22 protein-coding genes and 2 tRNA genes are annotated in these 26407 nt (G+C 70.1%); 8 read left to right on the forward strand and 16 right to left on the reverse strand.

The annotated features are described in order from the left end of the window. The first annotated feature begins 90 nt into the window (after positions 1 to 90). Positions 91 to 1098: a rod shape-determining protein gene (locus OG965_RS15800; RefSeq protein WP_371652714.1), complete on the forward strand. Its 1008-nt coding sequence runs from the start codon at positions 91 to 93 to the stop codon at positions 1096 to 1098. A 263-nt stretch (positions 1099 to 1361) separates the two neighbouring features. Here the strand turns inward: OG965_RS15800 and OG965_RS15805 are convergent, their stop codons facing one another. After that, positions 1362 to 2465 carry a sensor histidine kinase gene (locus OG965_RS15805; RefSeq protein WP_371652715.1) on the reverse strand — a complete coding sequence of 368 codons (1104 nt, stop codon included), beginning with the start codon at positions 2463 to 2465 and terminating at the stop codon, positions 1362 to 1364. A gap of 149 nt (positions 2466 to 2614) precedes the next feature. Continuing rightward, positions 2615 to 5239 carry a valine--tRNA ligase gene (locus OG965_RS15810; RefSeq protein WP_371652716.1) on the reverse strand — a complete coding sequence of 875 codons (2625 nt, stop codon included), beginning with the start codon at positions 5237 to 5239 and terminating at the stop codon, positions 2615 to 2617. 139 nt (positions 5240 to 5378) lie between these two features. Here OG965_RS15810 and OG965_RS15815 point away from each other — a divergent pair, with 139 nt between their 5' ends. Continuing rightward, positions 5379 to 6317 (forward strand): hypothetical protein, encoded by a 939-nt coding sequence (locus OG965_RS15815; RefSeq protein WP_371652717.1) that lies wholly within the window; start codon positions 5379 to 5381, stop codon positions 6315 to 6317. Between the two features lie 73 nt (positions 6318 to 6390). Here OG965_RS15815 and clpX read toward each other — a convergent pair whose 3' ends face one another. The 5 genes from clpX to OG965_RS15840 all read right to left on the reverse strand — a co-directional run bounded on the left by clpX (position 6391) and on the right by OG965_RS15840 (position 11246). After that, a complete protein-coding gene (clpX, locus tag OG965_RS15820) occupies positions 6391 to 7683 on the reverse strand; it encodes an ATP-dependent Clp protease ATP-binding subunit ClpX (protein ID WP_371652718.1) in 1293 nt (430 codons plus the stop codon). A gap of 156 nt (positions 7684 to 7839) precedes the next feature. After that, positions 7840 to 8517: an ATP-dependent Clp protease proteolytic subunit gene (locus OG965_RS15825; RefSeq protein WP_306822805.1), complete on the reverse strand. Its 678-nt coding sequence runs from the start codon at positions 8515 to 8517 to the stop codon at positions 7840 to 7842. Positions 8518 to 8598: 81 nt separating this feature from the next. Continuing rightward, complete coding sequence (locus OG965_RS15830) at positions 8599 to 9216, reverse strand: ATP-dependent Clp protease proteolytic subunit (RefSeq protein WP_361386536.1); 618 nt, start codon at positions 9214 to 9216, stop codon at positions 8599 to 8601. A gap of 332 nt (positions 9217 to 9548) precedes the next feature. After that, entirely contained in the window at positions 9549 to 10937 is a 1389-nt protein-coding gene (gene tig / locus OG965_RS15835; RefSeq protein WP_371652719.1) for a trigger factor, read from the reverse strand. Positions 10938 to 11169: 232 nt separating this feature from the next. Next, a tRNA-Pro gene (locus tag OG965_RS15840) sits at positions 11170 to 11246 on the reverse strand. 161 nt (positions 11247 to 11407) lie between these two features. Here OG965_RS15840 and OG965_RS15845 point away from each other — a divergent pair. Continuing rightward, positions 11408 to 11481: transfer RNA gene (locus OG965_RS15845), tRNA-Gly, on the forward strand. Positions 11482 to 11544: 63 nt separating this feature from the next. Here OG965_RS15845 and OG965_RS15850 read toward each other — a convergent pair. The 4 genes from OG965_RS15850 to OG965_RS15865 all read right to left on the reverse strand — a co-directional run bounded on the left by OG965_RS15850 (position 11545) and on the right by OG965_RS15865 (position 15807). After that, entirely contained in the window at positions 11545 to 11739 is a 195-nt protein-coding gene (locus OG965_RS15850) for a hypothetical protein (RefSeq protein ID WP_101388310.1), read from the reverse strand. Between the two features lie 128 nt (positions 11740 to 11867). After that, positions 11868 to 12305: an HD domain-containing protein gene (locus tag OG965_RS15855; protein WP_371652720.1), complete on the reverse strand. Its 438-nt coding sequence runs from the start codon at positions 12303 to 12305 to the stop codon at positions 11868 to 11870. A 5-nt stretch (positions 12306 to 12310) separates the two neighbouring features. Beyond that, a complete protein-coding gene (locus OG965_RS15860; protein ID WP_371652721.1) occupies positions 12311 to 14758 on the reverse strand; it encodes an ABC transporter permease in 2448 nt (815 codons plus the stop codon). 236 nt (positions 14759 to 14994) lie between these two features. Further along, positions 14995 to 15807 (reverse strand): ABC transporter ATP-binding protein, encoded by an 813-nt coding sequence (locus OG965_RS15865; RefSeq protein WP_371652722.1) that lies wholly within the window; start codon positions 15805 to 15807, stop codon positions 14995 to 14997. Between the two features lie 211 nt (positions 15808 to 16018). On the opposite strand from OG965_RS15865, the gene OG965_RS15870 reads away from it, so the two are divergent. Together OG965_RS15870 and OG965_RS15875 are read left to right on the forward strand one after the other, a co-directional pair. After that, entirely contained in the window at positions 16019 to 16855 is an 837-nt protein-coding gene (locus tag OG965_RS15870; RefSeq protein ID WP_371652723.1) for a Scr1 family TA system antitoxin-like transcriptional regulator, read from the forward strand. Continuing rightward, the gene (locus OG965_RS15875) at positions 16827 to 17084 is read left to right on the forward strand and encodes a DUF397 domain-containing protein (RefSeq protein WP_371652724.1); all 258 of its coding nucleotides are present in this window, start codon (positions 16827 to 16829) and stop codon (positions 17082 to 17084) included. Before OG965_RS15870 ends, OG965_RS15875 begins: the two co-directional genes overlap by 29 nt. Here the strand turns inward: OG965_RS15875 and OG965_RS15880 are convergent. Next, on the reverse strand, positions 17068 to 18213 hold the full coding sequence (locus OG965_RS15880; protein WP_371652725.1) for a PP2C family protein-serine/threonine phosphatase: 1146 nt from the start codon (positions 18211 to 18213) through the stop codon (positions 17068 to 17070). The genes OG965_RS15875 and OG965_RS15880 overlap by 17 nt on opposite strands. A gap of 107 nt (positions 18214 to 18320) precedes the next feature. Between OG965_RS15880 and OG965_RS15885 the strand changes: the two genes are divergently transcribed. After that, the gene (locus OG965_RS15885) at positions 18321 to 19550 is read left to right on the forward strand and encodes a GNAT family N-acetyltransferase (RefSeq protein WP_371652726.1); all 1230 of its coding nucleotides are present in this window, start codon (positions 18321 to 18323) and stop codon (positions 19548 to 19550) included. 236 nt (positions 19551 to 19786) lie between these two features. Here OG965_RS15885 and OG965_RS15890 read toward each other — a convergent pair whose 3' ends face one another. Together OG965_RS15890 and OG965_RS15895 are read right to left on the reverse strand one after the other, a co-directional pair. Next, positions 19787 to 20602: an Fpg/Nei family DNA glycosylase gene (locus OG965_RS15890; protein ID WP_371652727.1), complete on the reverse strand. Its 816-nt coding sequence runs from the start codon at positions 20600 to 20602 to the stop codon at positions 19787 to 19789. Between the two features lie 9 nt (positions 20603 to 20611). Continuing rightward, complete coding sequence (locus tag OG965_RS15895; RefSeq protein WP_371652728.1) at positions 20612 to 21100, reverse strand: ribose-5-phosphate isomerase; 489 nt, start codon at positions 21098 to 21100, stop codon at positions 20612 to 20614. 193 nt (positions 21101 to 21293) lie between these two features. On the opposite strand from OG965_RS15895, the gene OG965_RS15900 reads away from it, so the two are divergent. After that, positions 21294 to 22796: an amino acid permease gene (locus OG965_RS15900; RefSeq protein ID WP_371652729.1), complete on the forward strand. Its 1503-nt coding sequence runs from the start codon at positions 21294 to 21296 to the stop codon at positions 22794 to 22796. Here the strand turns inward: OG965_RS15900 and OG965_RS15905 are convergent. Further along, entirely contained in the window at positions 22760 to 24619 is a 1860-nt protein-coding gene (locus OG965_RS15905) for a protein kinase (protein ID WP_371652730.1), read from the reverse strand. The genes OG965_RS15900 and OG965_RS15905 overlap by 37 nt on opposite strands. A 176-nt stretch (positions 24620 to 24795) precedes the next feature. On the opposite strand from OG965_RS15905, the gene OG965_RS15910 reads away from it, so the two are divergent. Continuing rightward, positions 24796 to 25551 (forward strand): hypothetical protein, encoded by a 756-nt coding sequence (locus OG965_RS15910; RefSeq protein WP_371652731.1) that lies wholly within the window; start codon positions 24796 to 24798, stop codon positions 25549 to 25551. Positions 25552 to 25633: 82 nt separating this feature from the next. Here OG965_RS15910 and OG965_RS15915 read toward each other — a convergent pair whose 3' ends face one another. Further along, positions 25634 to 26227 carry a biotin transporter BioY gene (locus OG965_RS15915; protein ID WP_371652732.1) on the reverse strand — a complete coding sequence of 198 codons (594 nt, stop codon included), beginning with the start codon at positions 26225 to 26227 and terminating at the stop codon, positions 25634 to 25636. Positions 26228 to 26407: the final 180 nt, after the last annotated feature.

Consider the following 26407-nt stretch of genomic DNA (forward strand, 5'->3'; position numbering starts at 1 on the left):
ACGGAGGGGGACCGACAGGACCTTGGACCCGCCCCTTTCGGGACGTTCGGCCCCCGGTCCCCACAGGAGACGGGGGCAAACTTGGCGATCATGGACATAGGGATCGACCTCGGCACGGCCAACACGCTTCTGTACGCACGCGGTCAGGGCATCGTGCTCAACGAACCGTCCGTGGTGGCGATGAAGGAGGGCGGGCGCACCGCGCTGGCCGTCGGGACGGAGGCCAAGGAGACGATCGGGCGTACGCCGGGCTCCATCACCGCGATCCGTCCGCTGCGGGACGGGGTGATCAGCGACTACGAGGCGGCGGAGGAGATGATCCGCCACTTCGTGCGCAAGGCGGTGCCGGGCCGCCGTCCGCGCACCCGGATGGTGGTGTGCGTGCCGAGCGGGGTGACCCAGGTCGAGCGGCGGGCCATCGTCCACGCCGCGCAGCGGGCGGGGGCGCGGGCCGTCCACCTCATCGAGGAGCCGATGGCTGCCGCGATCGGGGCGGGGCTGCCGGTGGCGGAGCCGCGCGGGTCGATGGTGGTGGACATCGGCGGCGGTACGACGGAGGTCGCGGTGATCTCGCTGGGCGGGATCGTCACCTCGCAGTCGCTGCGGGTGGGCGGCGACCGCCTCGACGCGGCGATCACGGACTACGTACGCAAGGAGCACGGGCTCCTGATCGGGGAGCGTACGGCGGAGGACGTGAAGGTCGCGATCGGGTCGGCGTGGCCGGTGCCGGGGGATGCAGAGCTGGAGTCGCGTACGTTCCCGGCGCGGGGCCGGGAGAAGGTGGGCGGCCTCCCCCGGTCCCTCTCCCTTTCGGCGCGGGAGGTACGGGCGGCTCTGGACGAGCCGGTGTCCCAGATCGTCGCGGCGGTGCGGGTCACTCTGGAGGAGTGCCCGCCGGAGCTGTCCGGGGACGTGATGGAGCACGGGATCGTGCTGACGGGCGGGGGCGCGCTGCTGCCCGGCCTGGACCTGCGGCTCGCCTCCGCGACGGGGATTCCGGTGTTCGTGGCGGACGCGCCGCTGGAGTGTGTGGCGGTGGGGTCGGGGAAGTGCGTGGAGGACTTCGACGGGTTGCAGCGGCTATTGACGGCGAAGTAGGCCCCTCCCCGCCCCTTCACCGCTGTGACACTTGCGGCTCCGCCGCGTGGCCTCCGGGGGTGGGTGGGGGTGGAGGCGGCTTTCCCGAGGGCTGCGCCCCCGGACCCCGCTTCGTTCGTCTGCGGGCTGTGTGTGGCTGGTCGCGCAGTTCCCCGCGCCCCTGGGGGTACGGGCGGGGCGACGGCGAAGCCGAGCCCTTCAGGGGCGCGGGGAACTGCGCGACCAGCCCGCCACCGGCCCGCAGACGAACACCGGGCCGAAAATCACGCCGTGCCCGACGGCAGCGTTGCCTCGACCTCGTATGTCGTCGATGTGCGCCGCGTCGTCAGCGCACCCCCCATGCTCTCCACCCGCTCCCGCATCGAGAACGTCCCCGTCCCCGACGACACCGGCGCGGTCGGCGGCACCGTGGACGGCAGGCTGTTGCGGACGTGGACGTGGAGTTCGCCGCCCCGGACTCCGATGGTCACCGCCACCCCCTCCCCCCGCGCATGCTTCACCGCGTTCGTGAGGCATTCCTGGACTACCCGGTACACCGCCGCCTGGCGAAGCGGGGACAGCCCGTACGCCCGCTCGGCCACCGCCAGCGTCACCGGCGTCCCCGCCCGCCGCGTCTCGGCCGCCAGGGACGGCAGGCCGTCAAGCCCGGGGGTCGCCGTCCGTTCGTCCGCCCGCGCGACGAGGATCTCGTTGAGCATATGGTGTGCGCGCCGCGCCGTCTCGGCCAGGGAGTCGAAGTCCTGCTCGTGGGGGCCGCCCAGGGCCCGCCGCGCCCGTACCTCCGCCGTCACCGCCAGCATCGTCAGCTCGCGCCCCACCATGTCGTGGACGTCCCGCGCCACCGACGCCCGTTCGGCCTGTACGGCCTGGAGCGCCTGGACCTCGCGTACGAGATCCTGGCGGTACGTTGCCACGCCCACCGCCGACGACAGCACCCCCACCGGCACCACGATGCTCAGGAACGAGCTGAGGGTGTCGGCGCGGTGCCCGAGCCAGCCGGGGACGTAGTACAGCGTGGACGCCACCGCCACGTACAGCACCGTCGCCACCACCGCCGTGCGCCGGCCCCGGAAGCGGCCGAGCGAGTACAGCGCGAACTGGATCAGCGTCAGCTGGTGCAGCCAGCCGAGGAAGAGCAGCGCGGCGAGGTAGGGGATCCACGGCCATCTGCGGCGCAGCAGCAGCGTGGCCGAGCCCGCCGCGAGCACCGGCGGCACCGTGGCCCCGCTGAGGGAGTTGTCCGCCGCCGCGAGGCCCGGCACATCGATGATCATCAGCGCGAAGGCGGCCAGCGCGATCAGTACGTCCAGGGCCCGGTCGTCGCCCAGCGCGCGCCGCAGTGCGGAGGCGGGGGACGGAGCGTACATGCCTTCCATCATGCAAGGTCTTTGGACCTTTCATGGCTGACTTTCGACCCTGGTTGGGGCTAATCGCGTGATTTGACCCACGTCGCGCCCGCAGGCAAAACCGAAGGGCCCCGGACCGTTCAACGGTCCGGGGCCCTTCGCGGCCCTGTTTACGCCTGCGGCAGGTTCGCCAGCTGCGTCGTGATCCGGTCGATGTCCGCCTCGGCCTTGGCAAGGCGCGTACGGATCTTGTCGACCACGTTGTCCGGCGCCTTGGCGAGGAACGCCTCGTTGCCGAGCTTGCCGTTGGCCTGCTGCTTCTCCTTCTCGGCCGCGCCGAGGTCCTTCGCCAGGCGCTTGCGCTCCGCCTCGACGTCGATCGTGCCCGACAGGTCGAGCGCGACGGTGGCGCCCGCGACCGGCAGCGAGGCGGTGGCGTGGAAGCCCTCGCCCGCCGGCTGGAGCCGCAGCAGCTGGCGGATGGCCGCCTCGTGCGGGGCCAGCGCCGTACCGGTCAGGGTGAGCTCGGCCGGGACCTTCTGGCCGGGCTGGAGGCCCTGGTCGGAGCGGAACCGGCGGACCTCGGTGACGACCTGCTGGACCAGCTCGATCTCACGCTCGGCGGCGTCGTCGCGGAAGCCGCTGTCCGTGGGCCAGTCGGCGATGACGAGGGACTCGCCGCCGGTGAGGGTCGTCCACAGGGTGTCGGTGACGAACGGGACGACGGGGTGCAGCAGGCGCAGGGTGACGTCCAGGACCTCGCCCAGGACCCGGCCGGAGACCCGCGCCTGCTCGCCGCCCTCGAAGAAGGTCGTCTTCGACAGCTCGACGTACCAGTCGAAGACCTCGTCCCACGCGAAGTGGTAGAGAGCCTCCGACAGCTTCGAGAACTGGTAGTCCTCGTAGAGGGCGTCGACTTCGGCGACAGTCTTGTTCAGTCGGGACAGGATCCAGCGGTCGACCGCCGACAACTGCTCGGCGGGCGGCAGTTCGCCCTCGACCGTGGCGCCGTTCATCAGCGCGAAGCGCGTGGCGTTCCAGATCTTGTTGGCGAAGTTCCGGGACGCCTGGACCCAGTCCTCGCCGATCGGGACGTCGACACCCGGGTTCGCGCCGCGCGCCAGGGTGAAGCGGACCGCGTCGGAGCCGTAGGTGTCCATCCAGTCCAGCGGGTTGACCGCGTTGCCGAAGGACTTCGACATCTTCTTGCCGAACTGGTCGCGCACCATGCCGTGCAGGGCGATGGTGTGGAACGGCGGGGTGCCGTCCATCGCGTACAGACCGAACATCATCATCCGGGCGACCCAGAAGAAGAGGATGTCGTAGCCGGTGACCAGGACGGAGTTCGGGTAGAACTTCGCGAGGCTCTCGGTCTGCTGCGGCCAGCCGAGGGTGGAGAACGGCCACAGGCCGGAGGAGAACCAGGTGTCGAGGACATCGGTGTCCTGGCGCCAGCCCTCGCCCGACGGCGGCTGCTCGTCCGGTCCGACACAGACGATCTCGCCGTTCGGGCCGTACCAGACGGGGATGCGGTGGCCCCACCAGAGCTGGCGCGAGATGCACCAGTCGTGGAGGTTGTCGACCCAGTCGAAGTAGCGCTTCTCCATCTCCTGCGGGTGGATCTTGACCTTGCCGTCGCGGACCGCGTCACCGGCGGCCTTGGCGAGCGGGCCGACCTTGACCCACCACTGCATCGACAGACGCGGCTCGATGGTGGTCTTGCAGCGCGAGCAGTGGCCGACGGAGTGGGTGTACGGGCGCTTCTCGGCGACGATGCGACCCTCGGCGCGCAGGGCGGCGACGATGGCCGAGCGGGCCTCCAGCCGGTCCAGCCCCTGGAAGGGGCCGTGGACGGTGATGACCGCGTGCTCGTCCATGACGGCGAGGTTCGGCAGGCCGTGGCGCTGGCCGATCTCGAAGTCGTTCGGGTCGTGCGCCGGGGTCACCTTGACGGCGCCGGTGCCGAACTCGGGGTCGACGTGCTCATCGGCGACGACGGGGATACGGCGGCCGGTCAGCGGCAGCTCGATCTCGGTGCCGACGAGGTGCCGGTACCGCTCGTCCTCGGGGTGCACGGCGACGGCCGTGTCGCCCAGCATCGTCTCGGCGCGGGTGGTCGCCACGACGATGGAGGCGTCACCTTCCCCGTACCGGATCGAGACGAGCTCGCCCTCGTCGTCCTGGTACTCGACCTCGATGTCGGAGATCGCGGTGAGACAGCGCGGGCACCAGTTGATGATGCGCTCGGCGCGGTAGATCAGCTCGTCGTCGTAGAGCTTCTTGAAGATGGTCTGGACGGCCTCGGACAGGCCCTCGTCCATGGTGAACCGCTCGCGGGACCAGTCGACGCCGTCGCCGAGGCGGCGCATCTGGCCGGAGATCTGGCCGCCGGACTCGCCCTTCCACTGCCAGACGCGCTCGATGAACGCCTCGCGGCCCAGGTCGTGGCGGGACTTGCCCTCCTTGGCGAGCTCGCGCTCCACGACGTTCTGGGTGGCGATGCCGGCGTGGTCCATACCCGGCTGCCACAGCGTCTCGTAGCCCTGCATGCGCTTGCGGCGCGTGAGGGCGTCGATCAGCGTGTGCTCGAAGGCGTGGCCCAGGTGCAGGCTGCCGGTGACGTTGGGCGGCGGGATGACGATGGTGTACGGAGGCTTGTCGCTCTTGGCGTCGGCCTCGAAGTAACCGCGCTCCACCCAGCGCTCATACAGCTCCCCCTCTACCTGGGCCGGCGCGTACTGGGTCGGCAGTTCGGTGGTGGGCGCTGGGTTCTGCTGCTGAGTGTTCTCGGTCACGGGGCTCAGTTTAGAGGTGTCACGGGCCGGTACTGAAACGGGAATCTTTGGTAACGGTCGGGCCCCCGATGCGCCGTACAGCCGGGCCGTCCGCCAGGATGTCGGGATCGGATAAGCATTCCTAGGGGGAATCCCAGCAATGAGCTACAACCAGCCGGGCCCGTACGGCGGCCAGCCCCAGCAGCCCGGCCCGTACGGTCAGCAGCCGCCGCAGCAGCCGTACGGGCAGCCCGGGCAGCCGCAGCCCGGCTACGGCTACCCGCAGCAGCCCCCGCAGGGCGTCCCGCCCCAGCAGGGCTACGGCTACCCGGCCCAGCAGCCCCAGTACGGCCAGCAGCCGCCCTACGGCGCGCCCATGCCGCCCGCCCCGGCCAAGAAGAAGACGGGCCTGATCGTGACGGCCGTCGTCGTCGCGGTCGCGGTCATCGGCGGCGGCGTGTGGTTCGCGACGAAGGGCGGGGGCGGCGGCAACGGCGACGTCTCCGCGAGCACCAAGGGCTACAAGCTGGTGGCCCCGGCGACGGTCGGCGAGTACAAGAGCTCCAGTTCCTCTTCGTCCTCCGACAAGAAGATGTCGGACAAGGACAAGAAGGAAACCGAGGCGATGGGGATCAAGGACCCCTCGGAGGTGTCCAGGTCCTACAAGGTGGCCGGTGACGCCAGCAACCCGCTGGGCGGCAAGATGCTGATGTTCCACGGCATCTACGGTGACGTCAGCGACCCCTCGAAGGCGCTCGACGCCACGTTCGCGAAGCTCCAGGAGAGCAGCGACAAGGACAAGAAGAGCGACTCGAAGGACGACACCAAGGTCGAGCTGGTCGGCAGCCCGACGTCGGTCAAGCCCGCCGGGTTCTCGGGCGCGCTGATGAAGTGCCAGAGCGCCAAGGTCACCGACACCAAGGACGCCAAGACCGCCGAGGTCCCGATCTGCATCTGGTCGGACTTCTCCACGGTGGGTGTCGTCGAGGCGATCGACATGGCGGCCATGCTCGGCAAGGGCGGCGGCGCGGCCATGCCGACCGACCAGGTCGCCGACCTCGCCGCGAAGCTGTACAACAGCGCGCGTGTGAAGAAGTAACACGGAGACAAGAAGGGCGCCCGGCCAGTTGGATCTCCAACTGGCCGGGCGCCCTTCTGTGTTCGGCTACCGGCTACGCCGACTTCTCGTGCCGCCCGTCGTTCTTCACGATGCGCGGCTCGCGCGGGACCAGCGTCGGGTTGACGTTGTTGTGGACGACGTCCGAGGTGATGACCACGCGGGCCACGTCCTTGCGGGACGGGACCTCGTACATCACCGACATCAGGACTTCCTCCATGATCGCGCGCAGACCGCGCGCCCCCGTGCCGCGCAGGATCGCCTGGTCGGCGATGGCCTCCAGGGCCGGGCGGTCGAAGTCCAGCTCCACGCCGTCGAGTTCGAAGAGGCGCTGGTACTGCTTGACCAGCGCGTTGCGCGGCTCGACCAGGATCTGGAGGAGCGCCTCGCGGTCGAGGTTGTGGACCGAGGTGAGGACGGGCAGGCGGCCGATGAACTCGGGGATCATCCCGAACTTCACCAGGTCCTCCGGCATGACCTCCTGGAACTGGTCGCTGGCCTCGATCTCCCGCTTGGAGCGGATCGTCGCGCCGAAGCCGATGCCCTTGGCGCCGGCCCGGGACTCGATGATCTTCTCCAGGCCCGCGAAGGCACCGCCCACGATGAACAGCACGTTCGTCGTGTCGATCTGGATGAACTCCTGGTGGGGGTGCTTGCGGCCGCCCTGGGGCGGGACCGAGGCCGTCGTGCCCTCCAGGATCTTCAGGAGGGCCTGCTGGACGCCCTCGCCGGAGACGTCACGCGTGATCGACGGGTTTTCGCTCTTACGGGCCACCTTGTCGATCTCGTCGATGTAGATGATCCCCGTCTCGGCCTTCTTGACGTCGTAGTCGGCGGCCTGGATGAGCTTCAGGAGGATGTTCTCGACGTCCTCGCCCACGTACCCCGCCTCCGTGAGCGCCGTCGCGTCGGCGATGGCGAACGGGACGTTGAGCATCCGGGCGAGGGTCTGGGCGAGCAGCGTCTTGCCGGAGCCCGTGGGGCCGAGCAGCAGGATGTTGGACTTGGCGAGCTCGATCGCGTCGTCACGGCCCGTCCCGCCGCCGTTCTCGCCGGCCTGGACGCGCTTGTAGTGGTTGTAGACCGCCACGGAGAGCGCCTTCTTGGCGGGCTCCTGGCCCACCACGTAGCTCTCCAGGAACTCGTAGATCTCGCGCGGCTTGGGCAGTTCCTCCCACCGCACCTCGGAGGACTCGGCGAGCTCCTCCTCGATGATCTCGTTGCAGAGATCGATGCACTCGTCGCAGATGTACACACCGGGGCCTGCGATGAGCTTCTTCACCTGCTTCTGGCTCTTGCCGCAGAACGAGCACTTGAGCAGGTCGCCGCCATCACCGATGCGTGCCACGAGGTGCTTCCCCTTCGCCTGGGAGACGCCACGTTCAGCGGCTCCTGGTGCCTCATATCCGACGGTACCTTGCCTGGCCCCCCGTTCGGGCCCCCCTTGGCGCGGTTCACTTCGACGTGGACCGTCATATGGACCGCGCCAGGGGCTCCGGCTGCGTCAGGCGGCCGCGGCCGACGTCGTCTTGCGGGTCGACACGATCTGGTCGACCAGGCCGTACGCCAGGGCGTCCTCGGCGGTGAGGATCTTGTCCCGCTCGATGTCGTCCCGGATCTTCTCGATGGGCGTGGTGGAGTGCTTGGCCAGCATCTCCTCCAGCTGGCTGCGCATGCGCAGGATCTCGTTGGCCGCGATCTCCAGGTCGGAGAGCTGCTCGCGGCCGGTCTGCGAGGACGGCTGGTGGATCAGCACGCGCGCGTTGGGCAGCGCCATGCGCTTGCCGGGGGTGCCCGCGGCGAGCAGCACGGCGGCGGCGGAGGCCGCCTGGCCCATGCAGACCGTCTGGATGTCGGGCTTCACGAACTGCATCGTGTCGTAGATGGCCGTGAGGGCCGTGAACGAGCCGCCGGGGCTGTTGATGTAGATCGAGATGTCGCGGTCCGGGTCCATCGACTCCAGGCACAGCAGCTGCGCCATGACGTCGTTGGCGGAGGCGTCGTCGATCTGCACGCCGAGGAAGATCACGCGCTCCTCGAACAGCTTCGCGTACGGGTCGTACTCGCGCACGCCCTGCGAGGTGCGCTCGACGAAGCGCGGCACGATGTAGCGGTTGTCCACCTGCGGGCCGGTGTAGAGGCCGCTTGCGGAGAGGTTGTTCTGCATGTCGGGGTTCACCATCCTGGTGGCGTTCTGTGGGCTCGGGTGCTCAGGGGCCGGGGCTGGGGTCCCCGGCTCGCAGGGAGCCGGGGAGAGGGGCGCTCAGGCCCCGGTGCCGCCGCCGCCCGGAACACCGGCCGCGTGGGCCATGATGTCGTCGATGAGGCCGTACTCCTTGGCCTCCTCCGCCGTGTACCAGCGGTCGCGGTCGCCGTCGCGGATGATCGTCTCGACCGTCTGGCCCGAGTGGCGGGCGGTGATCTCCGCCATGCGCGTCTTCGTACGCAGCAGGTACTCGGCCTGGATCTTGATGTCCGAGGCGGTGCCGCCGATGCCGGCGGAACCCTGGTGCATCAGGATGTCGGTGTTCGGCAGCGCGAAGCGCTTGCCGGCGGTGCCGCCGGTGAGCAGGAACTGGCCCATCGAGGCCGCCATGCCCATACCGATCGTGACCACGTCGTTCGGGATGTACTGCATGGTGTCGTAGATCGCCATGCCGGCCGTCACCGAGCCGCCGGGGCTGTTGATGTAGAGGTAGATGTCCTTCTCCGGCTCGGCGGCCAGGAGGAGGAGCTGTGCGGTGATCTTGTTGGCGATGTCGTCGTCGACCTGCTGGCCGAGGAAGATGATGCGCTCGTTGAGCAGCCGGTTGTAGACATGGTCGCCGAGGCCACCACCGAGGGACGGCTCGCCGGCGGCGTAAGGCATCAGATTCGTCACGTATCCACCTGCTCGTCTCTGACGGCTTCGGCCGTCTCAGCGTCTTCATTCAGAGGGCGGGGCCTTGCGGCCGACTTCACCGGCTGACTCCACGCCCCCGTATTCATGGACCCTAACGCGCAGGTAGGACAACGCCATCCCGGTTCCCGAACTGTTCGCTCGGAGCGCAAGGTGGTTGAAGCGCGGGGGCGTACGGAACCGGCCATGGGGCGCCTGGACGCGGGCCCGGTCCGGGTACGCGGAAGGGCCCGGACGCGGCTGCGTCGCGGGCCCCTCCTTACGTACTTCGTACGTGGTCAGGCGGTGCCTGCCGTACTGGGTCGGACAGAGGCTCAGGCCTCGGTCTTCTCCTCGGCGTCGGCGTCGACGACGGCCTCGACGATCTCGGCGGCGGCCTCGACCTCGTCTTCGTCGTCTTCCAGGTCAACGGCCTCACCGTTGGTGTCGACGACCTTGGCGGACTCGACGACCACGGCCAGCGCCTTGCCGCGGGCGACCTCGCCGACGAGCATCGGCACCTGGCCACCCTCGACGACGGCCTGGGCGAACTGGTCGGGGGACATGCCGGAGGAGGCGGCACGGCGCACCAGGTGCTCGGTGAGCTCCTCCTGGTTGACGTTCAGCTTCTCCTTGTTGACGAGCTCGTCGAGGATGAACTGCGTCTTGATGCCCTTGACGGCCGCTTCCTCGGTCTCGGCGTCGAACTCTTCCTGCGTCTTGCCCTGGATCTCCAGGTACTTGGCGAGGTCGAGGCCCATCTGGCCGAGCTGGTGGTGCTCAAGGTTGTGCTTGCGGGTCTGGATCTCGTCCGCGAGGAGCTTCTCGGGGATCGGGACCTCAGTGATCTTCAGCAGCTCGTCGAGCACGCGCTCCTGGGCCTGGGTGGCCTGGTCGAACTGCTTCATGTTCTCAAGGCGCTTGCGGCTGTCGGCCTTGAGCTCGTCGAGGGTGTCGAACTCCGACGCGAGCTGCGCGAAGTCGTCGTCCAGCTCCGGCAGTTCGCGCGCGGCGACCTGGCTGACCTTGACGGTGACCTCGGCGTCCTTGCCCTCGGCGGTGCCGCCCTTGAGCTGCGAGGTGAAGGTGGCCTCGCCACCGGCCTCCAGGCCCTTGACGGCCTCGTCGATGCCGTCGAGGAGCTCGCCGGAACCGATGGTGTACGAGACACCCTCGGCCACGCCGTCCTCCAGGACCTCGCCGTCGACCTTGGCCTCAAGGTCGATCGTCAGGACGTCGCCGTCCTGGGCGGCGCGCTCGACCGGGGAGGTCGAGGCGAAGCGCTCGCGCAGGTCCGAGACGGCCTTCTCGACGTCCTCGTCGGAGACCTCGACCGCGTCGACGGTCACCTCGATGCCCGAGTAGTCCGGGATCTCGATGGTCGGGCGGATGTCGACCTCGGCGGTGAAGTTCAGCGTCTCGCCGTCCTTCAGCTCCGTGATGTCGACCTCGGGCTGACCCAGCGGGTTCAGCTCGGCCTCGTTGACCGCCTCGGTGTAGAACTTCGGGAGGGCGTCGTTGACGGCCTCCTCCAGCACAGCACCACGGCCGAACCGCTGGTCGATGACTCGGGCCGGGATCTTGCCCTTACGGAAGCCCTTCACCGTGACCTGCTGGTTGATCTTCTTGTACGCCGCGTCGAGGCTGTCCTTGAGCTCCTCGAAGGGCACCTCGACAGTGAGCCGAACCCGAGTCGGGTTCAGGGTCTCCACGGCGCTCTTCACGGTTCGGTCTCCTTGTGGCTGACTTCTGGGGGTTCTGCCCGGTGGCCGACGGCCGCGGGCGGATCGGGCCCGGTTCATCGGATTCATCAGACACACGGGCACGCAGCTTGCATAGTAACCGCAAGCGGGATGCCACCCACAATGTGATCTTGTACGCGGAGATCGTGTATGGCGTGCACGGAGAGTCTTCGAAGGTCATCCGGGGACGCCATCGGCCACTGCCGGGCGCTGCTGGTCGGGGTGGCGGGATTTGAACCCACGGCCTTCCGCTCCCAAAGCGGACGCGCTACCAAGCTGCGCCACACCCCGTCGGTGCGACACGTAGGGTACATGCCCGCGGGGAATACGTCGGCCGCTTTGCGCACCGGGCCGCACGGCCGGATGCGGTGTGCACGCGCGGGGGGTGACCCGCTACGATGCTCTTCGTGCCGCGGTCAGGACGGAAAGTCATGACCTGCGACGCGACGCACGCGGGCGTAGCTCAATGGTAGAGCCCTAGTCTTCCAAACTAGCTACGCGGGTTCGATTCCCGTCGCCCGCTCCACGGCCTCGGGCCCGGTGACCAGCTCACCGGGCCCGAGGTGTTTCCGGGACCCGGCGGGTGTGCTCAGAACTTGATCTGGTCGATCGTTTCCGCCAGCGAGTTCAGGAAGCGGTTTATCGACGGCGCCATCCCGGTCGACGCCATGAAGAAACCGAAGAGCGCGGCGACTATGGCCGGGCCGGTCTTGATGGAGCCGCCCCGGATCATCACCACGAGGACGATCGCCAACAGCAGCACCACAGACAGTGAAATGGCCACAACTGATCACACCCTTGGTCGGTCCGCCTTGCCGGCCCGGAGCGTGCCGCCGAGCACACCCCGCAGGTTCCATCGTGCCACCAACACCCCTGCAGATGCTGCCGCCTGACACATAGCCAAGGTATCGATCACGCCAAGCCCAGAAGGGCGCGCATGGTGGCGTATTTGTGGGTGAGGCGGGTTCGGGTGGGCTCGTCGAGGGCGGCGAGGCGGGCCGGGTCCGCGTTGTGGGCCAGGTCCGCCTCTTTGACCAGCAGCGCGCCCGGGGTGGCGAGGATTCGGGCCGCGTAGGCCGGAAGGGCCTCGCCCTTCCTTTTGGTCACCGCCATCACCATCTCCCCTACCCCGGGCGCCAGTTCCGCCCCCTCCAGCCACTCCTGCGACAGCGCCCCGTCCTCCACCGCGTCGTGCAGCCACGCCGCCGCGATCTGCTCATCGGTGCCGCCACGCGCGCGTACGCCTTCGGCCACGGCCGCCAGGTGTTCGCTGTACGGGCGGCCCGCCTTGTCGGTCTGGGCGGCGTGGGCCGCTCTCGCCAGCGCTTCGACCTCGGGGAGTGTGAGCATGCGGCTCAGCGTAGGGCCGCTCGGGCCGGGAGCGCCGTGGAGGCGAGGCCCAGGCCCAGGATGCCCGCGGCGAACGAGCCGTACAGGACGGGCGGGATGTACGGGCTCTCGCCCGTCAGGCCGTTCATCATGGGGATGAGGGTGGCCAGGGCTATCGCCGTGCCCAGGATCAGGCCCGCCGACGTCACCAGGAGCGCCTCCCAGCGCACCATGCCCATGACCTGGCGGCGGGTGGTGCCGATCAGGCGCAGTGTGCCGAGTTCGCGGCGGCGGTCCAGGATGGTCATGACCAGCGTGTTCGCCGCCGCGACGGCCGCGAAGCCGCCGAGTACGGCCGCCATGGTGGTGTTGGCCCAGGCGTTCAGGTCGCGTTCCACGCTCTTGGCCGTGGCGTAGCCCGCGGCGTCCGTGACCGTGCCGAGGGGGGTCAGCGCGGACGCCTCGGCCTTGCCCTTCAGCAGGAGTTCCGTCGGCATGTCCACCGTCGTCGTGTGGGAGGCCAAGTCGCCCTGCGGGAGCGTTATTTGGGACAGGCCCAGGCCCCTGTCGTACGTGGCCACCACCCTCGGGGACGCCTTCGTGCCGTCGGGGAGCAGGATGTCGAGCCGGTCGCCCACGCGCGCGTGCGTGTCGTTCGCCAGGGTTTTGTCCAGGGCGATCGTGCCGGGCTTCAGGGCCTCCAGGGAGCCCTTGCGTACGCCCAGGTCCTGGACGCGCGCGAGGTCCGCGCCGGTGCCCGTGAAGCCCTGCGTGGAGATCGACTGGAGGGAGCCGCCGGCGTGGACCAGGACGGACGTACGGGTCAGGCCCACCGCCACCTCGACGCCCGGGGTCGTCTTCGCCCGCGCCACCGCGTCCGAGGTCAGGACCGACGGGCCGGTGACCACCCGGTCGGCGACGAGGCCCGCCCGCTGCTGCTTCTCGGTGACGCGGTCCTCGCTGGTGTGCATGAAGACGAGGGTGGAGGAGAACGCCATGGCCAGCACGATCGGGGTGATCGCGGAGGCCAGACGGCGGGCGTTCGTACGGGAGTTGGCCGCCGCCAGCGACGCCGGGGCGCCCGCCGCGCGCAGCGGCAGACCGAACAGACCGGCGCAGGCGCGGGCGATCAGCGGGCCGAGGAGGGCCACGGCGAGCATGAAGAGCATGACGACGCCGAGGGCCGCGTTCGCCGCGTTCTCGCCCTTCTCGGACGCGGCCACGCCGGTGAAGGCGATGCCGCCGCCGAGGGCCGCGACGCCCAGGGGCGTACGGATCCAGCCGATGCGCAGCCGCTCCACCGAGGCGTCCCGCAGTGCCTCGCCCGGCTTGGTGCGGGACGGGCGGCGGGCCGCCATGTACCCGGCGAAGAGCGAGGTCAGCACGGCCGCGCCGACCGCCGCCGCCATCGGGATCCACGACACCGACAGGTCCACGGCCTCCGGGACCGCGCCCTTGTCGCGGAGCTGGCCGAACCACCAGCTCGCGAGCGCCACGCCCGGGAGGCAGCCGAGCGCGCCCGCGAGCGGGGCGACCAGCATGGTCTCGGTGGCGATGGTGCGCCGGATCTGGCGCGGGGTCGCGCCGATCGCGCGCAGCAGGGCGTACTCGCGGCGGCGCTGGCCGACGGAGAGCGTGACGGTTCCGGCGGCGGTGAAGACGGCGACCATGGTGGCCATGCCGCCGAAGGAGCCGCCGAGCGCGGTGAGCATCTCCTTGGCGTAGGCGAGGCCGCGGGTCTCGACGGCGCCGCGCCCGTCACCGGTGTGGACCTCGACCGCGTCCCCGAGCCGCTGTTCGACCTGGTCGGCGAGGGCGGAGGCGGTGACACCGGGCTTGGCGAGTACGGCGATGGCGTCGGCCTTGCCGGGGTGCCCGGACAGGGCCAGGGCCTGGGTGTCGGTGAACCACATGGTGCCGGGGGCCTTGGTGGTGCCGGACACCGTGAACTGCCGCTTGCCGGAAGGGGTGTCGACGGTGAGTCGGTCGCCGATGGCGGCGCGGTCGCCGGTCACCACCTGGCCGGTACGGGGCGGAGTGCCGGAGGTGAGCTTCGTGCCGGTGAAGGCGGTCGAGCCCCAGCCGTGTGCAGTGGCAGGCGTATTTCCCGTACGTACGTCGCGTACGTCGCGTACGGGAAAGGAGACGTCCGCGATTGCGGCGGCCGCGCCGGGGGCGGTCGCCGCGCGGGCCGTCAGGGCGGCGTCGAGCCGGGCCTTGTCGGGCAGCGCGACGGACTCGGTGTCCCGGTCCTCGCCGCTGCCGGTGGTGTAGTGGGCCTGCTGGTCGGCGGCGACGACCACGGGGGCGCCGGCGTAGCGCTCGGCCGGGACGGCCGCTCGTACGCCGGTCTCCAGGAGGATTCCGCACGCGGAGACGATCATCGCGGCCATGAAGAGGGCGATGAAGGTGCCGACGAAGGCGGACGGTTTGAAGCGGATCGCTGCGCGGGCGAGGCCGTTGGGGCGGGTCATGGTGGGGTCACTCCTGTGGGTGCGTGTTGCGTGTGCGGGTGGGGGTGCGCCTGCGGCGGGCGGGATTCCCCACCCCGCCCCTTCCCGAAAGCCCTGGGCGGGCGGCCTGGAGCTTTGTCCGCGGACCGTGCTGGGTTGCTCGCGCAGTTCCCCGCGCCCCTAGGTAGTTAGGGGCGCGGGGAACTGCGCGACCAGCCACAGACGGCCCGCAGACGAACGGATCCCCCGGGGGGAATTCACGCCGCTGCCGCCGCGTACGTGGCCGCCGGGGCCGTCAGTGACGTCATCCGGGCCGCGATCTGCCCCGCCGACGCGCCGGTCAGCGCATCCGCCATCGACCCGTCCGCAAGGAAAAGGACCTGGTCGGCATAGGCGGCGGCCGACGGATCATGCGTGACCATGACGACCGTCGCCCCCATCCCGTCCACCGCGTTCCGCAGCAGCGACAGCACCTCCGCCGCCGTCCGCGTGTCCAGCGCACCCGTCGGCTCGTCCGCGAACACGACGTCCGGACGGGTGACCAGCGCGCGGGCGATCGCGACCCGCTGCTGCTGCCCACCGGACAGCTCACCCGGGCGCCGCTTCCCCTTCCCCCCGAGCCCCACCTGCCCCAGGAGCTCCTCGGCCCGGCGCCGCTCCGGCCGCCGCCCCGCAAGGCGCATCGGCAGCAGTACGTTCTGCTCCACCGTCAGCGACGGCAGCAGGTTGAACGCCTGGAACACGAACCCCAGCCGGGCGCGCCGCAGTTCGGTCAGCTTGTTCTCGCTCATGCCCGTGATCTCGGTCCCGCCGAGCCGTACGGACCCGTCCGTGGGCCGGTCCAACCCCGCCGCGCACTGGAGGAACGTCGACTTCCCCGACCCCGACGGCCCCATCACCGCCGTGAAGCTCCCGCGCGGCAGCTTGAGGTCGATCCCCCGCAGGGCGTGCACGGCCGAGCCGCCGCGCCCATACTGACGCCGCACCCCGCGCAGCTCGACGGCCCAGCGGGCGTCGCCCTCGACGGCCTCGACCTTTGCCGCCCGCCGCTTGCCGCGTCCCAGTGCCATCGTCCTCGACCTCTCCTCGTACGTGCGTTGTCCGATGCCTCGAAGTTACGGATTCGGGCAGGTCGCAGGCCATGGCGGCTCCCGGCGGATCGGGGGTGGGGACACCCCCACCCCCGTACGGGAGTTGTCCCGTTTCCCCTCGCGGGGTGCGGTTGTTTGGTTACGCTCCGCTATGTGACCTGAGCAACTCCGCGAGCCGCTGGAGGCCGCCGTGGTGAACATCCGCACGCTGGATCCGAGCGCGTCGCCGCTCGACTATTACGGTTCCGAGCTGCGTCGAGAACGTGAGCGCGCCGGAATGACGCAGGAGCAGTTGGGGGGCTGTCTGTTCTGTGCCGCGTCGCTGATCGGGCAAGTCGAGACGGCGATGAAAGTCCCGACGAGGAACTTCTCGGAGCGGCTGGATGCCGCGCTGGGGACGGAGGGCCGGTTCTCCCGGCTGGTGGGGTTGGTGCTGCGCAGCCAACTGCCGACTTGGTTCCAGCAGTTCGCGGAGATGGAGGCGCGAGCTACTTACATCAGCACCTACCAAGCGCAGGTGGTGTACGGCTTGTTGCAGACGAAGGAATACGCGGAGGCGCTTGTGGGCGCCCACAGTCCGGACGAACTCGACACGCTGGTGGCTGCGCGACTGGAACGCCAGCGAATCCTGGAGCGGGACACCCCGCCCGCGCTGTGGGTGGTACTCGACGAGGCGGTGCTGCACCGCGAGGTCGGCGGCAAGAAGGTCATGCGAAAGCAGCTGACCCACCTGCTGAATGTCTGCGACCGCCCGTGGACGTACCTCCAGGTGCTCCCCTTCTCGGTCGGTGAACACCCCGCAACTCTGGGGTCGTTCACCCTCCTGCGGTTCGATGACGACCCGGACCTTTTCTACTCGGAGAGCTACGACAGCGCACACATGACCGCCAACCCTCCAGTGATCAGGGAGCGTTCAGTCAGCTACGCTCGCCTGCAAGCCACAGCCCTCTCCCCCGAGGACTCGGCGGCACTGATCGCTCGCGTAATGGAGGAACGCTATGGACCTGACGGACGCGCGGTGGCGTAAGTCGAGCTACAGCGGAGGCAGCGGCGGCGAATGCGTGGAGTGTGCAGCACTCGGGGGCGCCGCCTGGCGTAAGTCCAGCTACAGCGGGGGCAGCGGCGGCGACTGCGTCGAGGTCGCAGACCTCCCCCACGTCGTCGCCATCCGCGACTCCAAGCGGCCCGAGGGCGCGGCCCTCACCGTCAGCTCGGCCGCCTTCGCCGCGTTCGTCGCGGCTACGCGTCGCGCCTGATCAGCAGCAGCGCGCGGTCGTCGTTGACGTCCTTCGCGACCGCCTCGATCAGGTGCCACGCCGCGCCCTCGAAGCCCGTCGTGACGTAACGGTCGGCCTCGCCCGTCAGGCGGTCGATGCCTTCCGCGATGTCGCGTTCGGCCGTCTCGACGAGGCCGTCCGTGAAGAGCATGAGCACGTCGCCGGGGCCGAGTGATCCCTTGACCGGGTGGAACTCGGCCCCGTCGTACACCCCGAGCAGCGGCCCCTCCCCCGACACCTCGCGCCAGCGGCCGGAGCCCGCCTGGAGGTGGAGGGCGGGGAGGTGGCCGGCGGAGAGCAGCTCGTAGTCGCCGGAGTCCAGGTCGAGTACGAGGTGGATCGACGTCGCGAACCCCTCGTCCCAGTCCTGGCGGAGCAGGTAGCCGTTGGCCGCCGTGAGGAAGCCGTGCGGCGGCAGCGAGCCGAGCAGCCCGCCGAACGCACCGGACAGCAGCAGCGCACGCGACCCCGCGTCCATGCCCTTGCCGGAGACGTCCGTGAGGACGACTTCGAGCGTGCGGTTCCCGTTCGTACGGGCCGCCACGACGAAGTCGCCCGAGAAGGATTGGCCGCCTGCGGGGCGCAGGGCCATCTCGCGGTGCCAGCCTCGCGGCAGGCGCGGCAGGGCGGACTGGACGCGGATGCGTTCGCGCAGGTCGAAGAGCATGGTGCCGCCGCGCCGCCAGGGCACGCCGACGCGGGCCCGGAACTGGGCGATGAGGAGGCCGAAGAGGCCGCAGGCGGCGACCACGAGGACCGTGCCGGGGGTCACCCTGGCGGGGCCCTCCGTGTACGGGCCCAGTTGTACGGACTCCACGATCAGGGCGAGGGCTGAGGCCGCGTACAGGCCCAGCAGGCTCGCGGGGCGGAGCAGGACGCCGCCCGCGACGATCGGCAGGGCCAGCGCGCCGGGCGCGCACCAGACCGGTGAGGCGAGGCTCGCGGCGGTGATCGCCGGAACGGTCAGGAGCAGGCCCGCGAGCGCGATCCAGTCCGATCCGTCGCCCCGGAAGTAGTCGACCCCGGACTTGCGCAGCGCAATACGTGCCCGGTGCGCCGACTTGCGCCACCGGGCACTGAACGAATCCGCTCCCACGCGTCGTGCCATTGCCGGTGACCCTATCCAGCCGACGCCGTCGTGCGCAGGGGGACCCCTCTGGCAGTGCGTTCGAAATCCGGTCGACCGGATGGCATAACCGCTGGTAGTCATGGCGTATGACTGTGGACGTACGTGCTCTGGACCCCTCCGACTTCGACCAGTGGTACGGGGTGGTGGAGCGGGTGTTCGGGGGCGTACCCGAGGACCCGGAGCTGGAGGAGTTCTGGCGCACGGTGATCGATCCGGCGCGGTGCCTGGCGGCGTACGAAGGGCCTTCCGTCGTCGGCACGACGCAGACCTTCGCACTGCCGGTGTCGGTGCCGGGCGGCGGATTCGTCCCGACCGGGGCGGTCAGCGCGGTCGGCGTCGCGGCGACGCACCGGCGGCGCGGGATCCTCACGTCGATGATGCGGAGCCAGCTCGACGCCCTGCGCGAGGAGGGCGTCCCGCTCGCCGTCCTCACGGCGTCCGAGCCGGGGATCTACGGGCGGTACGGGTACGGCCTCGCCACCCAGCAGATGAGCCTGGAGATCGACTCCTCGCGGGTGCGGGTGGATGTGCCGGAGGGCGCGGAGGACGTGACCCTGCGGTACGCGTCGGTCGCGGATGCCGCTTCGGTGTGCGAGGAGGTCTACGGGCGCGCGGTGGGCACGCGCGCCGGGATGTTCCTGCGCACGCCCGGCTGGGAGCGGCACCCGCTGCTCGACCCGCCGGGCTTCCGGGACGGCGGGTCGCCCGCGCAGTGCGTGCTGGCCTCGCGGGGCGGCGAGGTCGTGGGGTACGTGCGCTTCCACACCAAGCCGGTGTGGGACGCGGCGGGCCCGAAGGGCGTCGTGACGCTGCGGGACATCAACGCGGACGACCCCGCCGTGTACGGCGCGCTGTGGCGGTTCCTCTGCGACATCGACCTGACGTCGACGGTCAAGGCGGGGAACCGTCCGGCGGACGACCCGCTGCTGCATCTCGTGTCCGATGTGCGGCGGTGCGGGGTGCGGATGCGGGACGGGCTGTACGTGCGGCTGGTGGAGGTGGGTTCCGGGCTGGCGTCCCGTTCCTACTCGTCCCCGGTGGACGTGGTCTTCGACGTCTCGGACTCGTTCTGCGGCTGGAACGCGGGGCGGTGGCGGTTGAGCGGGGACTCGAAGGGGGCGGTGTGCTCGCGCACGGCGGACCCGGCGGATGTGGCGCTGTCCGCGCGGGAGCTGGGCGCCGCCTTCCTGGGCGGGGTGTCCCTCGCCTCTCTCGCCTCGGCGGGGCGGGTGCGGGAGCTCCGAGAGGGTGCCCTGACGGAGGCGAGCGCGGCGTTCAGCACGGCCTTGGCCCCGTGGCTGCCGCACGGCTTCTAGGCGTTTGAGCCCCCACCCCACCCCTTCCCGAAAGCCCTGGGCGGGCGGCCTGGTTTCTCGGCTGCGAGCCGTCTGTGGCTGGTCGCGCAGTTCCCCGCGCCCCTAGGTAGTTAGGGGCGCGGGGAACTGCGCGAGCAACCCAGCACGGTCCGCAGCCGAACGGGGTCCAGGGGCGCAGCCCCCGGCCGCCCGCCAGAGGGCTTTAGGGAAGGGGTGGGGTGGGGGCTCAATCCCCGTTACGCGTGCCCCTGGCACTGCGGGCACCAGAACAGGTTTCGGGCCGCCAAGTCCGCCGTGCGGATCTCCGTGGTGCAGATGTGGCACGGCAAGTGCGCGCGGCGGTACACGTACACCTCGCCGCCGTGGTCGTCGACCCTCGGCTCGCGCCCCATCGCCTCCGGCATGTGCTCCGGCCGCACCGTGTCGATGCGGTTCAGGCGTACGCCCTCGCGCATCAGCAGAACCAGGTCCGACCACATCGCGTCCCACTCCGCACGCGACAGGGAACGGCCCTCCCGGTACGGGTCGACTCCGTGGCGGAACAGGACCTCGGCCCGGTAGACGTTCCCCACGCCCGCGATGATCTTCTGGTCCAGCAGCAGCGCCGCGATCGTCGTGCGGCTGCGCGAGATCCGCGCCCACGCCTTCTCGCCGGTGTCCGCGGCCCGCAGCGGATCCGGGCCCAGGCGGTCGTGTATCGCCTGCTTCTCCGCGTCGGTGATCAGCGCGCAGGTCGTGGGGCCGCGCAGGTCCGCGTAACCGCCGGGGCCGGAAAGGCGCAGCCGGACCGTCTCCGTGGCCGGCGGGGCCGAACCCGTACCCAGTGCGTACTTGCCGAACAGGCCCAGGTGGATGTGGATCCAGCCGACCGGGCCGCCGAAGCCCAGGAACAGGTGTTTGCCGTGGGCTTCCGCCACCTCAAGCACCTGGCCGTCCACCAGCGCCGCCCCGTCCGAGAACTTCCCCTGCGGACTGGACGCGCATACGCGGCGGCCGCCGAACCACTTCCCGTGGTCGGCGGCCAGCCGGTGAATCGTGTGCCCCTCGGGCATAATGCCAGGTCAGCCCTGCTGCGGGTGGTGCGCGGGGATCTCGGGGAGCTCGCCGGTCGTCTCGTAGCGCGACAGCATCTCGATACGGCGGGTGTGGCGCTCCTCGTTCGAGTACGGGGTGTTCAGGAACACCTCGACGAACTTGGTCGACTCCTCCTCGGTGTGCATCCGGCCACCGATGGAGAGCACGTTCGCGTTGTTGTGCTCGCGGCCGAGCGCCGCCGTCTGCTCGCTCCAGGCCAGGGCCGCCCGTACGCCCTTCACCTTGTTCGCGGCGATCTGCTCACCGTTGCCCGAGCCGCCGATCACGATGCCCAGCGAGTCCGGGTCGGCGGCCGTCTTCTCGGCGGCGCGCAGGCAGAACGGCGGGTAGTCGTCCTGGGCGTCGTAGATGTGGGGACCGCAGTCGACGGCCTCGTGGCCATGGGCCGTGAGCCATTCGACCAGGTGGTTCTTGAGTTCGTATCCGGCATGGTCTGAACCGAGGTACACGCGCATGGTCCCGAGTGTGGCATGCGATCCGGCGGGCAGGGTTCATCGGGGTGAGGCCCGGTAAGGACCTTCGTCCCCGAAAAGTAATGACCTTGTGCCCCTCATCACGATTCGGAGTCAGGCCTTCCGTACTTGGGAGTACCGGGCTTCAATGCGTTGGTTCGTAACCCGAGCGACCCTTAGACCTAAGGATTCGTCCATGACCTCGCAACCCTCCCTTGCGAAGGAAGAAGGCCGACCGGGCGACCCCGGAACGCCCGACTCCCCCGTCGTCGGCGCCCCGCACGGCTCCAACGGCCTCCAGGCCGGTCTCAAGAACCGTCACCTCTCGATGATCGCCATCGGCGGTGTCATCGGAGCGGGGCTCTTCGTCGGCTCCAGCTCCGGCATCGCCGCCGCCGGTCCCGCCATCCTGCTCTCGTACGCGCTCGTCGGCCTCATGGTCGTCTTCGTGATGCGGATGCTCGGCGAGATGGCCGCCGCCCGGCCGACCTCCGGCTCCTTCTCGGCCTACGCCGACCAGGCGCTCGGCCGCTGGGCCGGGTTCTCCATCGGCTGGCTCTACTGGTTCTTCTGGGTCGTGGTGCTCGCCGTCGAGGCGACCGCCGGAGCGAAGATCCTGCACGGCTGGGTCGGGGGGGTCCCGCAGTGGGGCTGGGCACTGATCGTGATGATCGTGCTGACGGCCACCAACCTCGTCTCCGTGTCTTCGTACGGAGAATTCGAGTTCTGGTTCGCCGGGATCAAGGTTGTCGCCATCGGCGCCTTTGTCGCCATCGGGCTGCTCGCCGTCTTCGGAATACTTCCCGGGTCCGACAACCCCGGTGACGGATTCGCGCATCTCACCGATGCCGGTGGATTCATGCCGAACGGCGCCGGAGCCATTCTCACCGGTGTACTGATGGTCGTCTTCTCCTTCATGGGCAGCGAGATCGTCACCCTGGCCGCCGGTGAGTCCGAGGACCCGCAGCGCGCCGTCACCAAGGCCACCAACAGCGTGATCTGGCGCATCGGCGTCTTCTACCTCGGCTCGATCCTCGTCGTCCTCACGCTGCTGAAGTGGAACGACCCGGCGATCCTCAAGGACGGCTCGTACGTCGCGGCGCTCAACTCGATCGGCATCCCGCACGCCGGGCAGATCATGAACGTGATCGTGCTGACGGCGGTGCTCTCCTGCCTCAACTCCGGCCTGTACACCGCCTCCCGCATGGCGTTCTCGCTCGGCCAGCGCGGTGACGCGCCGCGCGCCTTCGCCCGTACCAACGCGCGGGGCGTGCCGCAGGCGGCCATCCTCTGCTCGGTCCTCTTCGGGTTCGTGGCCGTCTTCTTCAACTACAAGTGGCCGGACACCGTCTTCGACTTCCTGCTGAACTCGTCCGGCGCGGTCGCGCTGTTCGTGTGGCTGGTCATCTGCTTCACGCAGCTGCGGATGCGCGGGATCATCCTGCGCGAGACGCCGGAGAAGCTGACGGTCAAGATGTGGCTGTTCCCGTATCTGACGTGGGCGACGATCGCGATGATCTCCTTCGTGCTCGTCTACATGCTCACCGACGACGCCGGTCGCAAGCAGGTGCTGCTCTCGCTGCTGGTCGCGGCGATCGTCGTGGCGATCGCGCTGGTGCGGGACTTCATGCAGCGCGGTGCGGTCGTGGAAGCCGCCGTCGCTCAGAGCGGTGTGAACGACGAGGTCACCGCGGAGTAGGTGCGCAGGGCTTCGTCCTCGGTGGTGGCGAGGTACCAGATGTTGACCTGGTACGACTTGCCGCCCTCGTCGAAGCCCGTCTGGCGGGCCTTCCAGGGGTCGCCGTCCTGTGTGAAGTAGTAGTCCCAGACAACGGCCGGGCGGCCGTTGAAGGTGGTCCGCTCCAGACGGATGTTCCGGTAGCCCGGGACGTCGTGGGAGCCCTGCTCGGCCACCTGCCACTGGTTCATGAGATCGCCGCCGCGTACGAGTGCGTACGAGGCGGCGATCTCCTGTTTTCCGCCGGGCGAGTGGTAGTGGATGTTGGACGGGCTCTTGGCGGTCCGCGTCCAGCCCTTCGGGGGCGCCCAGGCGAAGCCGGTCTCTCCTCGGGTGCCGGGGGGTGGGGTGCTGGGAGGGCGGGAGGTGCCGGCGACGGTGGGGGACACGGTGGGGCTCGTGGTGGTGGGGGGGCCTGCGGTGCCGGTTGCCTTGTCTTTGTCGCCGGTGCCTTGTGTGGTGGCCAGGACGACGACTATGGCTGTGGCCGCGGTGACGGCTGCGGCGGTGGTGATGGCCAGGCGACGGCGATTCCCCCACCCCGCCCCTTCCCTGAACCCTCCGGGGGTGGGGGTGAGTTGAGGCGGGAGGGGTGTTTCTGGGGGCTGCGCCCCCAGACCCCCGGCGGGGGCTTCGCCCCCTGCGCCCCCTTCGGGGCTCCGCCCCGGTCCCCGCTCGGGGTGGGGGGCGGGTGGGGGCAGCGTGTAGGCCTCGGCCCCTCCGGCGGGGAATGGGGGCGGCGAGGCTCCGGCCCCGTCTGCGGCCCAGGCTGGGCGCTGGCTCGGGCCCGGCTGGGGGGTCTCGGGCTCTGGGGCACGCGTCGGTGGGGGAAGCGTGGGGGCTGCCTCCCTTGCGCGCGCCTCGGGCGCCGGGGGGTGCGGGAGCGGTGACTCCGGTGCTTCCGGCGCCGGGGTGGGCGCCGTGTGTGCCGGGGCCGCCAGGGTCGGGGTGCGGGCCAGGACCGTGGGTGGAGCCGCTATCGGCATCAGGAGCGTGGCCAGCGCGTCCAGGGTGGGGCGGTGGTCCGGTTCCTTCACCAGGAGCGCGGCCAGCGTGGGGGCCAACGGGCCCGCCGTGCCCGGGAGTTGGGGCTCCTCGTACAGGACCGCGTGCAGCGTCGCCAGCGTCGTCTCGCGGGCGAACGGGGACTGGCCGCCCACCGCCGCGCACAGCGTCGCGCCCAGGGACCACAGGTCCGACGCCGGGCCCTGGGGCCTGCCGCCCACCCGTTCCGGCGCCATGTAGTCCGGCGAGCCGACCAGCATCCCCACCACCGTCAGCGCCGTCGCGTCCTGGATCGCCGCGATGCCGAAGTCCGTCAGGACGATCCTGCCCGTGCGGCTCAGGAGCACGTTGCCCGGCTTGATGTCCCTGTGCAGGACTCCTACCGCGTGCACCTCCCGTAACGCCTCCACCAGGCCCAGGCCGATCCGTGCCGCCTCTCGCGGAGGCACCGGGCCGTCCTCGACCAGGAGTTGCTCCAGGGAGCGCGCGTCCACCAGCTCCATCACGATCCAGAGGCGGTCGGACTCCTCCACCACGTCGTAGACGCGCACGACGTTCGGATGGTCGATGCGGGCCGTCGCCCGCGCCTCGCGCAGGGTGCGTTCGCGGCGGATGCGGCTGTCCTCGGCGTCGAGGTCGTTCATGCGCATCTCTTTCACGGCGACCTGGCGGTCCAGGGTCTCATCGAACGCCCGCCACACCCGCCCCATTCCTCCCTGGCCGATCGTGACGTCGAGTCGGTATCGCCCCGCTACCAACAGCCCCCGAATTCCCGGCATTACCGCCCGCCCCCTCAGCACCTGGTGCGACCAGGACAGAAACACGAACTTGCCACCATCACAGCATAATTCCGCGAAATCTTGTGGGACCCTTCTCAGCACTGCTTTCAGTAAGTCCAGCCGCCCAACTCGGCTGAGGGGGATGGGAAATGCGTTCGAAGAAACATTGGGGATCTGTGGCCGCCGGTTTGTTCGCCGGGTTGTTGGTTTTGCCGCTGGGGGCCGCGGCTTTTGCCGCCGACCCCACACCCGGCAGTGATCAGGGCGGTTCGCCCGGGCCCAGCGCCCCGGCCGAGCTCAAGATCTCCACCGAGCTGCCCAAGGAAATCAAGGTCGCCAATTCCTCCGGAAAGACCACTCTCACCGCGAAAATCCTCAACAAGGGCACCAAGGACACCGGCCAGATCACCCTCACCGTCCTCGGCCTCGACGGTATGCGGATCACCGGCGTGGACGGGTGCGCGACGGTGCCCGAGAACAAGTTGCCGAAGGGGACCAACACCGGATTCGCCTGTGTCATCGACAATTTGGCCGCCGGTGCCGACAAGTCGTACACCGTCTCCGCCACATACGACCTGAAGAAGACCGGCAAGATCTGTCTGCCGGTCACCGAGGGCACCGGCGAGAAAATCCTCTGGCAGCAGGGGCCGGTCCCGTTCGGGACGACCAAGCCGACGCCCAACGCCCCCGACACCCCGCTGCTGCTCGGCACCGACAACGTGCCGGCCGCGCCGCCGGGCGGCGCCGCCGGCCCGTCCCCGTCCCCGACCACACCCGGCACTCCCGCCCCGACCCCGCCGTCCCAGCTCCCCAAGACCGGCGTCAACGACGGCGTACTGCCGCTGCTCGCGGCCGCGGGCCTGCTCCTCTTCGTCGGCTCCACCGGCATCTGGTGGGCCAACACCCGCCAACACCGCAGGCGTACGCACTGAAGTACTGAAATGACGCACTGACATGCGGAAGGGCCCGGATGCGCTCAGCGCGTCCGGGCCCTTTCCGTCGAACCACTCTTCGTTACTTGCGGCCCACGAACTTCCACGCCGCCGGCAGCGCCCCCATCGCCAGCGCCGCCTTCAGCGCGTCGCCGAGCAGGAACGGGGTGAGGCCCGCCGCGACCGCCTGGTTCAGGGACATACCGGTCGAGGCGGCCAGGTACGGGACGCCGACCGCGTAGATGATCGCCGAGCCGAGGACCATCGTGCCCGCGGTGCGCGGCACCGAGCGGTCGCCGCCGCGGCGGGCGAGGGCGCCCACGACGGTGGAGGCGAGCAGCATGCCGAGCACGTAACCGAAGGACGCGCCGCCCGCTCCCGAGGTGCCGTTCGCGAACCACGGCATCCCGGCCATGCCGATCAGCGCGTACAGCCCGAGCGAGAGGAAGCCGCGGCGGGCGCCGAGCGAGGTGCCCACCAGCAGGGCCGCGAAGGTCTGGCCGGTGACGGGGACCGGGGAGCCGAGGACGGGCACGGCGATCTGGGCGGCCACGCCGGTGAGCGCCGCGCCGCCGAGCACCAGGGCGACGTCCCGGGTGCGGGCGCCGGGCAGCAGGTCGGCGAGGACCTTGCCGGTACGGGGTGCGGCGGGGGCAGTGACTGTGGTCGTGGCCATCGTGGGCTCCGCGAAGTCGGGGACGGGCAACGGGATACGTGCTGGGGACAACGGTGACGTTAGCCGAGGGATTCTCACTCGATCACCATCAGCGGCCCACAAAGCGGTGGTTGGGGCCTTGGTGGAGATCGCACAAAGGCCGGACTGCTTCCGTCCGATGGCGTGACCCTCGTCACTGGA

It is taken from the genome of Streptomyces sp. NBC_00224 (genome assembly GCF_041435195.1).
In the GTDB taxonomy this organism is placed as follows: Bacteria; Actinomycetota; Actinomycetes; order Streptomycetales; family Streptomycetaceae; genus Streptomyces.

What these genes read in the sequence shown, in the direction of transcription:
- OG965_RS15905 (WP_371652730.1), bottom strand. Translation starts at nt 24,619, where the DNA reads ATGCCGGGAATTCGGGGGCTGTTGGTAGCGGGGCGATACCGACTCGAC.
- OG965_RS15860 (WP_371652721.1), bottom strand. Translation starts at nt 14,758, where the DNA reads ATGACCCGCCCCAACGGCCTCGCCCGCGCAGCGATCCGCTTCAAACCG.
- OG965_RS15815 (WP_371652717.1), top strand. Translation starts at nt 5,379, where the DNA reads ATGAGCTACAACCAGCCGGGCCCGTACGGCGGCCAGCCCCAGCAGCCC.
- OG965_RS15895 (WP_371652728.1), bottom strand. Translation starts at nt 21,100, where the DNA reads ATGCGCGTGTACCTCGGTTCAGACCATGCCGGATACGAACTCAAGAAC.
- OG965_RS15890 (WP_371652727.1), bottom strand. Translation starts at nt 20,602, where the DNA reads ATGCCCGAGGGGCACACGATTCACCGGCTGGCCGCCGACCACGGGAAG.
- OG965_RS15875 (WP_371652724.1), top strand. Translation starts at nt 16,827, where the DNA reads ATGGACCTGACGGACGCGCGGTGGCGTAAGTCGAGCTACAGCGGAGGC.
- OG965_RS15800 (WP_371652714.1), top strand. Translation starts at nt 91, where the DNA reads ATGGACATAGGGATCGACCTCGGCACGGCCAACACGCTTCTGTACGCA.
- OG965_RS15915 (WP_371652732.1), bottom strand. Translation starts at nt 26,227, where the DNA reads ATGGCCACGACCACAGTCACTGCCCCCGCCGCACCCCGTACCGGCAAG.
- OG965_RS15865 (WP_371652722.1), bottom strand. Translation starts at nt 15,807, where the DNA reads ATGGCACTGGGACGCGGCAAGCGGCGGGCGGCAAAGGTCGAGGCCGTC.
- OG965_RS15855 (WP_371652720.1), bottom strand. Translation starts at nt 12,305, where the DNA reads ATGCTCACACTCCCCGAGGTCGAAGCGCTGGCGAGAGCGGCCCACGCC.
- OG965_RS15805 (WP_371652715.1), bottom strand. Translation starts at nt 2,465, where the DNA reads ATGTACGCTCCGTCCCCCGCCTCCGCACTGCGGCGCGCGCTGGGCGAC.
- OG965_RS15900 (WP_371652729.1), top strand. Translation starts at nt 21,294, where the DNA reads ATGACCTCGCAACCCTCCCTTGCGAAGGAAGAAGGCCGACCGGGCGAC.
- OG965_RS15880 (WP_371652725.1), bottom strand. Translation starts at nt 18,213, where the DNA reads ATGGCACGACGCGTGGGAGCGGATTCGTTCAGTGCCCGGTGGCGCAAG.
- OG965_RS15885 (WP_371652726.1), top strand. Translation starts at nt 18,321, where the DNA reads ATGACTGTGGACGTACGTGCTCTGGACCCCTCCGACTTCGACCAGTGG.
- OG965_RS15825 (WP_306822805.1), bottom strand. Translation starts at nt 8,517, where the DNA reads ATGGTGAACCCCGACATGCAGAACAACCTCTCCGCAAGCGGCCTCTAC.